The sequence below is a fragment of the Micromonospora sp. NBC_00330 genome (assembly GCF_036136635.1).
Lineage (GTDB): Bacteria > Actinomycetota > Actinomycetes > Mycobacteriales > Micromonosporaceae > Micromonospora > Micromonospora salmantinae.
The window spans coordinates 1012682-1027265 of sequence record NZ_CP108012.1 but is presented as its reverse complement, the minus strand read 5'-3'; the positions used below and the strand labels follow the sequence as shown (position 1 = coordinate 1027265).

Sequence of the window (14584 nt, the reverse complement as noted above, 5' to 3'; positions counted from 1 at the left end):
CTGCCTGCCCACTTCAACGCATCAGGGCAGGCACCCTGTTGATCATCAGGACAGGCCCCGGATCGTCCTGCGCAGGCCAGTTCGTCCGTGCGCCACCACGCCACCTCCACGATGGCGACACCACTGCCGGGCCTTGCCCTCAGCGCACCGGGCCGGAGTGGCGCAGGCGGTACACCGTGCTGCGACTGATCGCCTCCTTGAAGCCGATGGCGGACCGGCCGGTGAGTACCGCACCGATCGGGGAGTCATCGGCTCGGGTGAACTGGGTGATCCCGTCCCGCCGACCGAGGCTGATGTTCTGCCAGACGTAACGGATCCGAAGCGGCCTCGGCGTCCGTCCGTTCAGAACGGCCGCGATCGCGTCCGCCGCGTACAGACCCATCGGAAGGCCGGTCTGGCAGGACATCCGGGTCTCGCCGCCGAGTGCGGGTGCCGCTGCGGCGTCACCGATCCCGTACACCTGCGGGTGCGACACCGATCGACAGGTCTCGTCAACGATCATCCGGCCACGGCCGTCGACGGCCAGACCGGCCCGGTCGGCCAGCGCGGACACCCGGAAACCGGCCGTCCAGACGACGACCTCCGCGTCGAGATCCCGCCCGTCGTCGAGGCGCAGGCCTGCCGCCGAGACCATGTCGACCCGCACACCCTGCTGGACGCCAATGCCCATCCTGTCGAACGCCCGGCCGAGGTGGCGCCGCGCGGGCGGAGACAGCCAACCACCAAGGTCGTCGCTCGTCACCAGTTCGATCCGTAGTCCCGGATATGCCTCGGCAAGCTCGGTGGCAGCCTCGATGCCGGTCAGGCCACCGCCGACGACGGCAACGACATCGCCGGCCGAGGCACCGAGCAGATGCGACCGTAACCGCTGCGCCTGAGCCGCCTCCGCGATCGTGAACGCGTGCTGCCGTACCCCCGGCACGCTGCCGACGTCCGCGCCACTGCCCAGCGCGTACACCAAGGTGTCGTAACCGGCCGTGTACGGCTCGGCGTCCATTCGGACGATGCTGGCGTCGACGTCGATGGCGGTGACCCGGGCCACGACGAGTTTCACGTCGGCACCGTCCAGCATGGTTCGCAGCGGCCGGTCTCGCAGGGTCTGCCCTGCGGCGAGCTGGTGCAACCGGATTCGTTCCACGAATCGGTCGGTGGCGTTGATCAGCGTCACCTCGACGTCGGTGCGGCGCAGCCGGCGGGCGGCGCGCCTGGCGGCGCCGAGGCCCGCGTACCCGGCGCCGAGTACCACCAGGCGGTGAGTCATGGTCATCTCCCTTCATATGCACTGGTTGACGGGTGACACGGCAGCTTCGTGACCGTCTTCCAGCGCAGGCGTGGTCTTCGACGGCACTGCGGGGTGCTGGGCGATCTACGAGCAGTGGCATCACCTAGCGCCCTGAACGGTTCCGACACGGGTGTCGTGCGCCCACGACAGGGCGAAGAAGCATCGCGCAACGTCGAGGCCTACTCGTCACCTGTCGATCCAGCCGAGCTCAACTGCCTGCTCACGCATGACGTCTTCCATCACGGGTAGCGTCAGGAACGAGACGGCATACAGAACAGCGATGAGTCCGATCGGGACGATCCAAGCGCGAGGACGGCTTGCCCGGGAGCGGGGGCGGATCTCCAACGACCCGAAGCCATCCGGTCCAGCGTCGGCAGGGCGGGCCCGACGGAGCCGCGTCTCCGGAAGCCGACGGTCGGCTGGCCTCAGCACCCACGAGGCGATCGCGCACGCACCGAACATCAGCGGCACCCCCCACGATTGAAGGCCGTCACCGACTGACAGGTGCGACGCCACAGCACCGGACCACAGGAAGAAGGCGCCCACGTACGCCCATTCCTTGAGCAGCGGGAGCCCGGGCGCGACGATCGCGACGGCTGCGCCGGCCTGCCACGCGCCGAGAATGTAGGCGAAGAAGTGCGGGTACCCCAGGTGGTGCAACTGCACTTCCACCCATTCGATCGTCAGCAGGTTCCACACCGATCCAGCAGCCAACTCGAGGGCGATTACAAACGTCGTGGCCCAGAAGGCGATGGGGCGGATCCGGCTCCAGTTCCAGCCGCTTCGTGTGACGGTAGCCGGCTTCTCGTCGGTCGCTTCCTGGGACTTTCTGGTCGCTTGAGTTCGCATCTCAGTCGCCTCGTCAAATCGGTCTGATGTGTCGGAAATTGCCGGATCGCGCAATGGAGGTAGACCGCCGGAGCCGGAAGCAGCTGTCCACGCTGGCGGTGCAATCGGTGCCGTCGGGACGGGCCAGGTTTCCGGTCAGTTGCGATCGTCAGGACGGAGGGAAGGGCCACTGTCGCACTGCGCTTTGGGCCGGCTGGGTGGCTGTTCGTCTCAGTGGTACGACAACAGGGCGCCTCGGAATGTGAGGCGACGCGCGAACCTCACAGTTCGGTGTGCTGTCTTGTCGAACCACGTGAGGGCAGACGCGACCAAGGGGAGTCGGCGACACCATGACCAGACCAACCGAGCCAGGACATGGCCGACCCGATCCGAGCCTGACCGCGGTCATGAACGAACGGCGTCAGCTGATCAATCTCGCCTACCGGCTCCTCGGCTCCCTGGCCGACGCCGAAGACGCCGTCCAGGAAACCTATGCCCGCTGGTACGCCATGTCCCACCAACAGCAGGAGGCGATCCGATCCCCCGGCGCCTGGTTGACCAAGGTCGCCAGCCGGATCTGCCTCAACCTGCTCTCCTCGGCGCGGGTCAGGCGGGAGACCTACGTGGGCGAATGGATCCCCGAGCCGCTACCCGAACCCACCGAGTGGATCAGCGGACGGTCCGACGCCACCACCATCGACCCGGCCGACCGCATCACCCTCGACGAGTCGATCAACATGGCCTTCCTCGTCGTACTCGAATCGATGACCCCGGCCGAGCGCGTCGCGTTCATCCTGCACGACGTCTTCCGCTACTCCTTCGCGGAAGTCGGCGACATCGTCGGTCGTACCCCTGCGGCGTGCCGCCAGTTGGCCTCCTCGGCCCGCCGACGCGTACGCGCAACACAGCCCCCCGTGACCTCGACAGCCCCACGCGCCGACATCGTCAGGGATTTCAAACAGGCCTGGGAAGCCAAGGACATCAACGCCCTCATCGGCCTCCTCGACCCCAACGCCACGGCAATCGCCGACGGCGGCGGCATTGTCGGCGCCGTGCTCCACCCGATCGAAGGCGCCGAACAGATCGTCCGCTCCCTGCTCCACCTCGAGGGCAGACTTCGAAACCTGACGATTCTGGAGCGTACGGTCAACGGCCAACCCGGCCTGATCGCCCAGCAGGACGGCGTCACCGTATCGGTGTACGCCTTCGACGTCGTAGGCGACCGGATCAAGCGCATCTGGGCGGTACGCCACCCCGACAAACTCCGGCCATGGACGGTGGGACGCCTGTAAGGGCTCCCCGCTTCGGCACGGCTTCGTCGACTGAGCACTGAGGAATCCCCATGTTGCGGAAAGTGATGACCTTGCCCAGTGGCAGGATTGCGAAATGGGCAATCGTGGCCATCTGGGTTGCCCTGATGGTGCCGGCCTTCCTGCTGGCCGCCAACCTGGGCGATGTTGAAAAGAACGACAGTTCGGCCTGGCTGCCCAGCAACGCGGAGGCGACAAGGGTCCTCGACCAGTCAAAGAAGTTCCAGCCCGCCGAGACCCTGCCCGCGATCGTGATCTATGACCGGCCCGAGGGCGTCACCTCTGCGGACATGGCCAAGGCCGAAGCTGACGCCGAAGCCTTCCAGGGCATCGAAAAGGTCGTGGGGCCGCCACAGGGGCCTTCGAAGTCCCAGGATGGCAAGGCCATCCTGACCGTGGTGCAGGTCGACGACGGCAGTGAGGGCTGGAACGGTGCCCACACGGTGGTCGGCGAATTGACCACGATAGGTCAACAGAGCGCCCACGGTCTCGGGTTCCACGTCACCGGGCCGGCCGGCTACGCATCCGACTCGATAACGGCCTTCAGTGGAGGAGGCGCCCTGGGGATGATCACGGCATTGGTAGTGGTGGTCATCCTGCTGTTCACCTACCGCAGTCCACTGCTGCCACTGCTGCCGCTCCTGACCGCGGGCGGCGCCCTGGTCACGGCAGAAGCGGTGATCTACCTGCTGGCAAAGAACGCCGGACTCGTCGTCAACACGCAGACCAGCCTCATCCTGACCGTACTGGTGTTCGGCGCCGCCACCGACTACGCGCTACTGCTCATCTCCCGGTACCGGGAGGAGTTGCGGCGACACGAGGACCGGCACGAGGCGATGGCGGAAGCCCTGTACCGCTCCAGTCCCGCGATCATCGCCAGCGCCGCGACCGTCGCTGTCAGCCTGCTGGTGCTGCTGCTGGCCACTCTCAACTCCACAAAAGGTCTCGGCCCGGCCTGTGCCATCGGTATCGTCGTCGGGCTACTTGCCATGCTCACCCTGATGCCGGCCCTCCTGGTCATCTGCGGCCGTTGGATCTTCTGGCCGGTGAAGCCGTCGTACGGCTCGGTCGGGACGGCCAAGGACAGCATCTGGACGCGGATCGGCACCGCCATCTCCCGCCGCCCGCGGATCGTGTGGGTCGCCACCTCGCTGGTCCTCGGCGTCATGGCGATCGGGATGACGGGGCTCAAGGCGGATGGGATCCCGAGCAAGGGTCAGTTCACCAACGAGCCGCAGGCGGTCGTCGGCGAGGAGATCCAGTCCAGGCACTTTCCGGCCGGGTCGGGTGACCCCATCTACGTCGTGGGCAAGGCCGCCTCGGCCGAGCAGGTCGTCACCGCACTGTCAGGCGTCCCAGGGATCGCCGACGTCGCGGCACCGGTGGTCAAGGATGGTGACGTCTTCGTTCTCGGGACGCTCGAGGACGCGCCCGGCAGCAAGGCCGCGATGCGCACCGTCGAGCAGGCCAGAGCCGCGGTCCACAAGGTCGAGGGTGCGGATGCGCGGGTCGGAGGCAGCACGGCGATCGCACTCGATACACAACAGTCGGCCGCCCGCGACGCCAAGGTGATCATCCCCGTCGTACTGATCGTGGTCTTCCTCATCCTCGCACTGCTGCTACGGGCGATCGTCGCACCGCTGCTGCTCATGGCGACGGTGGTGCTGTCGCTCGGAGCGTCCCTCGGCGTGAGCGCGCTGGTGTTCAATCACGTGTTCGACTTCGCCGGAGCAGACGCGAACTTCCCACTCCTAGTGTTCGTGTTCCTGGTCGCCCTCGGCATCGACTACAACATCTTTCTGGTCAGCCGGGTACGGGAGGAGGCACAGCTACACGGCACCCGACAGGGTGCCCGGGCTGGACTGTCCGCCACCGGCGGTGTGATCACCTCAGCGGGTCTGGTCCTGGCCGGTACCTTCGCGGCGCTGGGATCACTGCCCTTGGTGTTCGCGGCGCAACTGGGGTTCACTGTGGCGTTTGGCGTACTACTGGACACCATGATCGTCCGCTCGGTGCTGGTCACCGCACTAACAGCGGACGTTGATCGATGGATGTGGTGGCCCAGCAAACTCTTCACGCATCACGACGACCCCCAGCTGCCGGCAGGCACGCCGGAATCCGCTGTCCTGAAGGCCGGCCGGCGCGTACCGTCGCGCATTGGGCCGTAGACCACGCAGCCAACTTCGGCCGGCGGCGGGGCCAGCGATGAACGAACGACGCCGAACCCTTGGCCCTGCTGTGCGGCGGCGGCCGAAGGGCGCACGCTTCCGCACCGATATCAGGCAGGGACGCTCCTCCTCGACTGGTGCCTGGACAGGGGGGCAGCACCCGCCCCGCCCCCTGGGCAGCCCAGGTCTTCACGTATCTCCAGGAGCGGTAGGCCCGCCGCGTACCGCCGGAAGAAGCTGGCGGTCGGGGTGTCGGCTGTCGCGACGGCCTCCGGGGCGCCCGCCGCGACCACCGTGCCCCCATCCGGACCGGCTCCCGGCCCCAGGTCGATCACCCAGTCCGCGGACGCGGCGACGGGGATGTCGTGTTCGGCCACGACGACGGTGTTGCCCGAGTCCAGCAACACGTCGAGCGCGTCCACCACACGTTGAATGTCAGACGGGTGCAGGCCCGAGACGGGCTCGTCGAGAACGACGAGACCAGCCCTGCGGCTGGCAGCACCGCGTTGGATGGCGGACGCCAGCTTCAGCCGCTGCGCCTCGCCGCCGGACAACTCTGTGGCGCTCTGCCCGAGTTGGAGATAGCCGAGCCCGACCTGGTTCAGAGCTCCCAGGGTTTCTGCGAGCTGTCGGGGCTCGGAGAACTGCTCCACGGCCTCGGCGACGGTGAGCTCCAGCACCTGATCGATGGCCAATCCCCGGTACGTAACCTCCAACGCCTCCGGCTTGTAGCGCCGGCCCTCGCACCCGTCGCACACCACCCACACGTCCGGCAGGAAGTGCATGTCGACCAGTTTTCGGCCATAACCGGTGCAGGTTTCGCAGCGGCCACCGCCTGCGGTGTTGAAGCTGAACCAGGAGGCGTCGACCCCGCGCCCGCGCGCGATGTCGGTGTCGGCGAACAGCTTGCGGACGATGTCGAACGCCTTGCTGTACGTCGCCGGGTTGGATCGCGGCGTCCGTCCGAGCGGTTCCTGATCGACGACGGCGACCCAGCTGAACCCCTCGATGCCGGTCACCTCCCGCACCGCGTCGGTCGCCGTTCCGTCCAGGGCGGCCCCCACGCTCGCCCCGAGCGCGGCGAGGAGGCTGCTCTTGCCGCTGCCGCTCACTCCGGTCAGGCAGGTGAGCCGACCGGCGGGAAACCGCACCAGGCTCGCGGTCACGTTGTGCGCACGCAGGCCGTGCAGCTCCACCCAGTCGGTGTCGTCCCCGGCCGGGCGGCGGGTCCGGTGCAGCCGCGGCCCTTCGCCGGTCAGATAGCGCCCGGTCAGCGACGTGGGATGAGCGGCCACGTCGGCGGGAGGCCCGGACACGAGGATCTCACCGCCGAATCGGCCGGCGCCGGGCCCCATGTCGATCACCCAATCGGCTCGGGCGATCAGCTCCGGGTCGTGCTCGACGAGGAGTACGGTGTTGCCGGCCTCGCGCAGCTCCAGGGCGATGTCGAGCAGGTGTGCCTTGTCCGCCGGATGCAGCCCGGTGCCGGGCTCGTCCAGGACGAAGATGATGCCGCTCAGTTCGGTGCTGAGCTGCGCGGCGAGTCGGGTGCGCTGCAGCTCACCCCCGGACAGTGTCGCTGCGCTCCGGGACAGTTGGAGATGGGCCAGGCCGAGCCGGTCGAGGATTCCGAGCCTGCGGCCGAGGTCCTGCAGCAGCGGGTCGCCCACCTCACGCTGGCGGGCGTCCAGCTCATCCGCGACGCGTCTAGCCCAGTCGCGTACCTCCCGCACCTCCACCTCGAGCAGGTCGGGGTAGGTCAGTCCGCCGAGCTGCACGGACCGGGCTACCTGGTCGTATCCGCTGCCGCCGCAGGTGCCGCAGGGCTGTTTGCGCATGTACGGCAGGTAGCGCTGCTTGGCACTGGACGTCTGGGCGTTCACGAACACCCGCTCCACCTCGGCGAGCGCGCCCCGCAGCGGCTGGCTCGAGGTGTAGGTCACCAGGGCCGTCTCATTCTTGTTCGTCATGTCGACGGTCGCCTCGATCTTCTCGTCACCTGTGCCGTGGAGCACACAACGGCGGAACTCCTCGGGCAGCGACTGCCACGACCGGCCGAGGTCCACGCCCCGCTTCTCGGCAAGCGCCGGGACGAACACGTGTTCCCCCGACCGCCATTTCGCGTACCAGGGCGAGGCCCCCTCGAAGAGCGGAAGCTCCGGGTGGGTGATGACCAGGTCCTCCTGCGCCTGCCAGCGCCCGCCCACCCCGTGGCAGTCCGCACAGCTCCCTTCCGGCGTGTTGCGGTCGAAGTGAGCGGTCGTCAGATGCTCGTTTCCACTCTCCGCCATCGGGTCTGCGCCGATCCCTGGAAGGCGCGAGTAGAGCAGCCCCAGGTGCCCGTCGATGCCGGTGATCGTTGCGACGGTGGAACGGGGGTTACGGTTCAGCCGGCGTTGGTCGACCGCGAGCGTCGCGCCCAGGCCCAGAATGCGGTCGACCTTCGGCCGATTGCGCTGCGTTATGTACTGCCGTACGAACGGCGAAAGCCCCTCCAGATACCGCAGCTGGGCTTCGTTGTGCAGGGTGTCGATGGCCAGCGAGGTCTTGCCGCTGCCGCTCACTCCGGTGAAGGCGACGAGCTGTCCTTTGGGAATGCTGACGGACACGTCCCGCAGATTGTTGGTACGAGCCCCCACCACGTCGATGGTGTCGCGTCCCATCCTTGCGACGCCCGATCCGATTTCGGTCAACTTTCGTCCACCCTCTCGCCCATGAGGCAGGGGCATGGGCGTGCAGCCCCTGCCCCTGCCGAACAAACCGAACACGCGCTTCACCGCAGGTCGCCGTCCAGTGGGACCTGCGTGGATGCCTCACCGATCTCTCATGACATGGCTGGTCCCGATCCGGCCACTGCTGGAGGATCAGGGCTGGGACAGCGCAGTGAGCTTCGCGACGTCGGGCGCGTAGGCGGCCATCCAGTGCGGTTGCAGCCGGTAGTAGACGACGTCGTTGTCCCAGTCGAAGAGGTCCTCGCCGTAGAAGTCCTTGAGGTACGCGAGCAGGTCCGGCCAGTCCTCGGTCGGCTCGCCGTCGTGGGGGTTGAGGATCTCGGCCCTTCCGTGCGTGAACACGCCCAGGTCCTCACCGCGCATGTGCGCGGCGCTCACGGCGGGCCGCGCCGAGAGATGGCGCGCCTTGGCCGAGCCGAGCGCCGTGCCGAAGAGCCACTTGCCGTGCAGGAAATGCCCGTCGACACCGCTGATCCGCGGTTCTCCCTTCGCCGTCACGGTGGACAGGGCGAGGGTGCACATGCCACTGAGGACGTGGGTGAGCTGCTGCGCGGTCAAGGTGCGCTCGGTGCTGATGATCGAGCGGAGGTGCGAGGTGGAACGGGACAGGGAGGCATCAAGGAGGGCCTGAAGCTCTATGAGTTCTTCCGAAGTTTCGCGCACGAAGGTCCTTATCTGTTCGTATCTATCCGAGTTCCCGGGTTACGCCGCACCATCGGCGTCGACCAGCAACCCATGCTCGACCCAAAACCTGACACCTTGTGTCTTGATTTCTTCATCGGTTTCGCGCACACCACTTGAACGGAACACCCGGACTGACGACACTCGCAGGAAGCCCTGCCGGTCGGCCTACCCACGTCGGCAGACCCGAGGCCCCGACGACGGCTCGGCGAACCGAGACGCCGGCCGGCGCCAGCCATCCCGGGAGCAGCAACGCCTGACCACTCCGACCTCTACTGGGAGGTCACGCCGCACCGCACCGCCGCATCACCACAGGTCACAGCCATCGTCTATCTCCGGCGTCGGTGAGCACCTCGGGCGCGGAGACCACTTCGCCAACCTGCACCCAATCTGCTCCCAGTTGCAAGGCCAGGACAACCGGGCTCACACAGGACCGCCGGCCACCGACCGATCGTGAGCCGCCGGCCCAGTGCCTTGATTGGCACCAGCGCTGGCTCCCGCAGCCGCATCGGTCAATCGGGCAGCACGCCCGCGATCGCCGCGCCTTGTCAGCGGCATGAGAGTGCGCTTTGGGTCAGCCCTGTGGGCGCCGATCGCGTACCTTGCAGACATGCCAGTGGCATCCGCCGACGCGCTGCAAGCTGCGGTCGCTACCCCGCCACATCGTCGCCTCGCAACGATTGCGTTCTCCCTAGCGCTGGTCGCCGTAGGGCTGGTCGGCGGCTTCGGGGCGGCCAAGCTTGCCGACGATCCGCACACCGCCAAGCCGGAGCTGCTCGTCGGGACGGTCACCTGGTCGAACGACCAGACCAGGTCCATCGCCTTTGAGGAAGACGGGGCCCTACGGGGCCCTCTCGACGGCGACACGATCTACTCAGTAATCGCCGAAAGCTGGCAGGACGTGAGCGGGACACTGCACAACGACGGTACCTATCCAACCTGCCTGGCCGGCGAGAACGACGACCCCGTCTCAGAGGACCGGCACCGGGTCGAGCTTGAGGTCCTACACCGAGACACGGGCGGTCAGCCACAGCACATCGTCGTCCACGTCCACTGCCTCGATTGATGGCATGAGCCCGGGCCTGCGCTTCTGGCTCTACCTCGGCCACGAGACCGGCACAGAGTGATCGTTTAGTGACACGCCGAGCGACAGCAACTGAACCGCGCCGGATCTTGAAAAGACCTTGATTGGCCATCTGGTCAGGCTGGCGGATCATCTCGAAAGAGATGCCGTTTCACATCTGGTCCCCAGCGGGTTGCAACGAGTTCAGGACGAGGGCGGGTCGGCTTCGGGACCCAGCCGTGTTGTCTAGTGTCGGGCGCAGGGCTGTCCCAGTCGGCAACCAGCGAAAAAGGATCCGTATACCGGCCAGGCTCATCGTCACACAACTCCCGGACAACCATCGCGGGGAAGAAGCGCGTCTCCTGAGCCACACTGCAGTCATCCGTCCGCGACGCGACCACGACGCCACAGTCGTCGCAAGCCACGGACGGGTCCCAGCCCACCATCGACCAGCAGCCCGTGCGAACAAGGTCATGAATGAAGCGCGTCCCACGTACGTCGCCGGGTGAGAGGACAAAGGTGCCGACGACCTGATCACGGCCAAACACCGTCTCGTCGATTGCATAGGTGCCGGGGTCCAACAGCGGCGGGTTCACGTGATGACAATCCAAGAGTGACCAGTGCGGCCCCGCCGGCAGGTCCACCAAGCAGACCGGGACGCTCAGCGTGTTCCCACAGCTCGCACACCGAAAGCCCTCCACCGCCACAGTTTGACATTCGGGCCAGACGAAAGCATCCGAGGATGAGGGACCAAGGCGTTCGCCTGGACAAACCTCCTCGAGGTTCCCGCCACCCTGAACGCACTCACTCGACATGAGCAGCCGCCGCCCTACAGCCTCAGCAGGGCGCCAGCCCTGACGGCTTCGGATCCGCCGAAGAGGTCTCCAGCCTCAAGGGCCTGCTCGGGATGTTGCCCATGGCGACTGGTGCCGCGAGGTTCGGCAGGGCGAGCTGCCCATCGGACTCGCGGTAGATCCGGTCAAGCACCGCGCCGTCCGCCGGCCGCCTGTCACCTCGGGCGGTGCTCATCGGCGTCGGCCAGAGCCCACTCACCCCGATGACCATGGTGGCGTGGGCCGGGCCACTAGGCCGACCGAGGTGTTGATCGGATCATCACCACTTGTTGAATAGATGCTGACAAATCTTGGCCAGGCTTGGCGGCATGGCTATCACTTATCGACGCCTCCTCGCCGCCACTCTCGTGGCCGGGCTGACTCTGCTCACCGCGTGGACACCGGCGCGCGGCGCGAAACCCGCTCCCCCGGCGTCCACCGCGACCGCCCCCAACATCATCTTCGTACTCGTCGATGACCTCGCGTGGAACCTCGTGCAATACCTGCCGCAGGTGCAGCGACTACAGAGCGAGGGGGTCACCTTCACCAACTACACGGTGACCGACTCGCTGTGCTGCCCGTCCCGCTCGTCGATCCTCACCGGACAGTTCCCGCACGACACCGGCGTGTTCACCAATGGTGGAGCCGACGGCGGGTTCGCGGTCTTCAAGGGCCGGGGCAACGAGAACCGCACCTTCGCGACCGTTCTGCAGGGCAAGGGCTACCGGACCGGCTTCCTGGGCAAGTACCTCAACGGCTACCTGCCGGCGGACACGCAGGGTGGCTCGCTGCCGTACGTTCCACCCGGCTGGTCGGAGTGGTACGTGGCGGGTAACGGGTACTCCGAGTACAACTACGACCTCAACGAGAACCACACCGTCGTGCACTACGGCAACCAACCGGCCGACTACCTGACCAACGTGCTGTCGCGCAAGGGCAAAGACTTCATCCAGCGCTCGGCAGCGGCGAACACGCCCTTCCTGCTGGAGGTCTCGACCTTCGCCCCGCACAGCCCGTTCACCCCGGCCAACCAAGACCTCGGCGCCTTCCCCGGCCTCACCGCCCCGCGCACCGCCGCATACGACCGGCTGCCCACCAACCCGCCGTCCTGGCTGGCCGGCAACCAACCGCTGAGCGCGCAGGAGAGAAGCACCCTGGACACGAACTTTCGCAAGCGCGCCCAATCCGTGCAGGCGGTCGACCGACTGATCGGCAACCTGCGCGCCCAACTCACCACCAGCGGCATCGCCGACAACACCTACGTGGTGTTCAGCTCCGACAACGGCTTCCACATGGGCGAGTACCGGCTGACCGGAGGCAAGCAAACCGCCTTCGACACCGACGTGCGAGTCCCGCTCGTCGTCGCCGGGCCAGGCGTCGTCCCCGGATCGCAGCGCGCCGAGATCGTGCAGAACATCGACCTGGCACCAACCTTCCAACGCATCGGCGCCGCCGACGTCGGCACGCACGTCGACGGGCGCAACCTGCTCCCCCTCGCGCAGGGCGAACCGGCACCGAACTGGCGCACCGGGGCGCTGATCGAGCACCACGGCCCCAACCAAGCATCCAACGACCCCGACGCCCAGGACCGCCGCAACGGCAGCCCCGTCACCTACGAGGCCCTACGAACAGCGACCTACACCTACGTCGAGTACTCCAACGGCGAACGGGAGTACTACAACCGGACCACCGACCCCCACCAGCTCAACAACACCGCCGCCGAGCTCCCGCCAACGCGACTGGCGGCGCTGCACGACGCGCTCGCGGCGTACGTCGCCTGCCACAGCCACTCGGCGTGCTGGACGGCCGGTCACGTGCCGGCCTGACGGCGCATCAACCGCAACGGCCCTGACCTGCAGCCTCGCGCTGTTGCAGGCCAGGGCCGGTCGTGCCCTCGATCGACCAGCCGCGATTCGTGTGGTGACGGCGGCTGCAGTATCAGGCAGCCGCCGTTCATTAACCGAAGCGTCCCGACGGACATGTCGGCAGGCGTGCCCCGCCATGATGGCGAGTTACTCGATCCCGCTATTCGGCGTAGGCGTTGGCGACCTGAAACGAGTCCTCGTAGAGGCGAAACTTGGTGATCTTGTCGCCGCTGACCTGGAAATGCATGGCCACGGCCATCTCCATGCTTCGAGGGATCGGTTGTGCTGGCCGCCCGCATGGCGCAAGCCCGAACCTGCCACTACCGACGACACGGGCTACTCCTGACCAACTGCCGTTGCAGTACTAGGAGCGCCCCGCGTTTCGTTCGATGCTGCTCAAATTACCCATGACCGTACACTCGATCACGTGACGTGATGGTGTCGTGTCGGATTAATCAACCTGGAGGTCGGTCAATGTCCTGGATCACCGACATCCTAGACACGTTGTCCGACCTTCCGACGCCGGTGGTGCTCCTGGCCGCCGCCGCGTTCAGCATCGCCGAGTCGGGGCTGGGCGTCGGCATCGTCATCCCCGGGGAGACCGTCGTCCTGGTGCTCGGCGCCGCGATGGACAACCCGGTCGCCCTCGTCTCACTCTTCCTGATTGTGGGCTTGGCGAACTCCGCCGGCGACCACATCGGCTATTTCCTCGGCCGCCGGTACGGCCACCGCCTGCGCGATACCTATCCGGGCCGCCGGATCGGCGCCGCGAACTGGGACCGCGCCTTGCAGGCCTTACAACGCTACGGCGCATGGGCGGTCTTCCTGACCCGGCTGCTGCCCATCGTTCGCACCCTCACCCCGGCCACCGCCGGAATGGCGAAGGTGCCCTACCCGCACTTCCTTCCCGCGTCCCTGACCGGGGCCTACATGTGGTCGGCGTTGTACGTGTTCGCCGGCGCGCTGGCCGGCGCCTCGGTGGAACGGATCGAGACGGTGATCGGCAACACCGGCACGGTCATCCTGGTGGTCTTGGTCGTCCTCGTCTTGGTGGTGTTCGCGCTCCGACGCCGACGGGCCGGGGCGGTGCGATCAGCCGCGGCGCCGCTCGTTCGGCGGTCTACGGTATCCGTGGGCAGCGACGAAGCCGGCGCCGACGGCGAGCCCCAGGCCGGTGGCAAGCGAGGCTAGGACGATTCCGCCGGCGTCCCGGTCGAGCGCGAGGTGACGGGCGGCGTCCACGGCGTAGGTCACCGGGTTCATTGCGGGCGACCAGTTGCAGCCAGCACGGCAGCGTTTCCAGGGGGCGAACGTCTCAGCTTGCGGGATCCGTACCGGCGCCACCGCGACGACAACCAGAGCCGTGCATCAATTCACGCTGGCCTCGTGATCGGCGCCGGCAGGCCTCAATTCAATAGCCGGCACCAGCCAGTCGTGTGGCTGCAGACTTCACCTCTTCGGTATCCACTGGGAGGTCACACCGCACGGCTCGATCTTCATCATCGCAGGTCAAAGCCCATCGTCTCTGTCCGGCATCGGTGAGCACTTCGGTCGCGGTGACCACTTCGCCAACCTGCGCCCAATCTGCTCCCAGATGCAAGGCCAGGCCAACCAACGGCTCCTTACCGTCTTGACCTGCGCACACTCCCGCCAGGAGACATGGAGCGTTGTCGACTGCATCGCAAAACCGCGGAGCACTCCGGTGTGAAACAGGACGCCGCACCGACTCTGACCTGGGACAACGTGGGGCCGCAGGCAGGGGTGGGTGCAGTTGAGCGCCGTTCGATGCCGTTGGACGCAGTTCAGGGCCGTTCAGGGCACC

At 67.0% G+C, this 14584-nt stretch carries 11 protein-coding genes; 6 read left to right on the top strand and 5 right to left on the bottom strand.

The window, feature by feature from the left end; genetic code table 11:
• Positions 1-139: 139 nt before the first annotated feature.
• Complete coding sequence (locus OG598_RS04610) at positions 140-1261, bottom strand: NAD(P)/FAD-dependent oxidoreductase (protein WP_328653169.1); 1122 nt, start codon at positions 1259-1261, stop codon at positions 140-142.
• 207 nt (positions 1262-1468) lie between these two features.
• Entirely contained in the window at positions 1469-2131 is a 663-nt protein-coding gene (locus OG598_RS04605) for a DoxX family protein (protein ID WP_328653168.1), read from the bottom strand.
• A 329-nt stretch (positions 2132-2460) separates the two neighbouring features.
• Here OG598_RS04605 and sigJ point away from each other — a divergent pair, with 329 nt between their 5' ends.
• Both sigJ and OG598_RS04595 read left to right on the top strand, forming a co-directional pair.
• Positions 2461-3402: an RNA polymerase sigma factor SigJ gene (sigJ, locus tag OG598_RS04600; protein WP_328653167.1), complete on the top strand. Its 942-nt coding sequence runs from the start codon at positions 2461-2463 to the stop codon at positions 3400-3402.
• 104 nt (positions 3403-3506) lie between these two features.
• Positions 3507-5588, top strand: a complete 2082-nt coding sequence (locus OG598_RS04595) for an MMPL family transporter (protein ID WP_328653166.1) — start codon at positions 3507-3509, stop codon at positions 5586-5588.
• A gap of 110 nt (positions 5589-5698) precedes the next feature.
• Here the strand turns inward: OG598_RS04595 and OG598_RS04590 are convergent, their stop codons facing one another.
• Both OG598_RS04590 and OG598_RS04585 read right to left on the bottom strand, forming a co-directional pair.
• The gene (locus OG598_RS04590) at positions 5699-8251 is read right to left on the bottom strand and encodes an excinuclease ABC subunit UvrA (protein ID WP_328653165.1); all 2553 of its coding nucleotides are present in this window, start codon (positions 8249-8251) and stop codon (positions 5699-5701) included.
• A 201-nt stretch (positions 8252-8452) separates the two neighbouring features.
• A complete protein-coding gene (locus OG598_RS04585) occupies positions 8453-8878 on the bottom strand; it encodes a pyridoxamine 5'-phosphate oxidase family protein (RefSeq protein WP_328653164.1) in 426 nt (141 codons plus the stop codon).
• On the opposite strand from OG598_RS04585, the gene OG598_RS04580 reads away from it, so the two are divergent.
• The gene (locus tag OG598_RS04580) at positions 8855-9121 is read left to right on the top strand and encodes a hypothetical protein (RefSeq protein ID WP_328653163.1); all 267 of its coding nucleotides are present in this window, start codon (positions 8855-8857) and stop codon (positions 9119-9121) included. The genes OG598_RS04585 and OG598_RS04580 overlap by 24 nt on opposite strands.
• Before the next feature lie 490 nt (positions 9122-9611).
• Positions 9612-10067: a hypothetical protein gene (locus OG598_RS04575; RefSeq protein ID WP_328653162.1), complete on the top strand. Its 456-nt coding sequence runs from the start codon at positions 9612-9614 to the stop codon at positions 10065-10067.
• Positions 10068-10201: 134 nt separating this feature from the next.
• On the opposite strand, the gene OG598_RS04570 is transcribed toward OG598_RS04575, so the two are convergent.
• Positions 10202-10660, bottom strand: coding sequence for a hypothetical protein (locus OG598_RS04570; RefSeq protein WP_328653161.1), 459 nt, complete (start codon positions 10658-10660; stop codon positions 10202-10204).
• A 566-nt stretch (positions 10661-11226) separates the two neighbouring features.
• Between OG598_RS04570 and OG598_RS04565 the strand changes: the two genes are divergently transcribed.
• Positions 11227-12723 (top strand): sulfatase family protein, encoded by a 1497-nt coding sequence (locus OG598_RS04565; RefSeq protein WP_328653160.1) that lies wholly within the window; start codon positions 11227-11229, stop codon positions 12721-12723.
• Between the two features lie 513 nt (positions 12724-13236).
• Positions 13237-13953: a DedA family protein gene (locus OG598_RS04560; RefSeq protein WP_328653159.1), complete on the top strand. Its 717-nt coding sequence runs from the start codon at positions 13237-13239 to the stop codon at positions 13951-13953.
• Positions 13954-14584: the final 631 nt, after the last annotated feature.

What these genes read in the sequence shown, in the direction of transcription:
- OG598_RS04575 (WP_328653162.1), top strand. Translation starts at nt 9,612, where the DNA reads ATGCCAGTGGCATCCGCCGACGCGCTGCAAGCTGCGGTCGCTACCCCG.
- OG598_RS04565 (WP_328653160.1), top strand. Translation starts at nt 11,227, where the DNA reads ATGGCTATCACTTATCGACGCCTCCTCGCCGCCACTCTCGTGGCCGGG.
- OG598_RS04590 (WP_328653165.1), bottom strand. Translation starts at nt 8,251, where the DNA reads ATGGGACGCGACACCATCGACGTGGTGGGGGCTCGTACCAACAATCTG.
- OG598_RS04605 (WP_328653168.1), bottom strand. Translation starts at nt 2,131, where the DNA reads ATGCGAACTCAAGCGACCAGAAAGTCCCAGGAAGCGACCGACGAGAAG.
- OG598_RS04610 (WP_328653169.1), bottom strand. Translation starts at nt 1,261, where the DNA reads ATGACTCACCGCCTGGTGGTACTCGGCGCCGGGTACGCGGGCCTCGGC.
- sigJ (WP_328653167.1), top strand. Translation starts at nt 2,461, where the DNA reads ATGACCAGACCAACCGAGCCAGGACATGGCCGACCCGATCCGAGCCTG.
- OG598_RS04560 (WP_328653159.1), top strand. Translation starts at nt 13,237, where the DNA reads ATGTCCTGGATCACCGACATCCTAGACACGTTGTCCGACCTTCCGACG.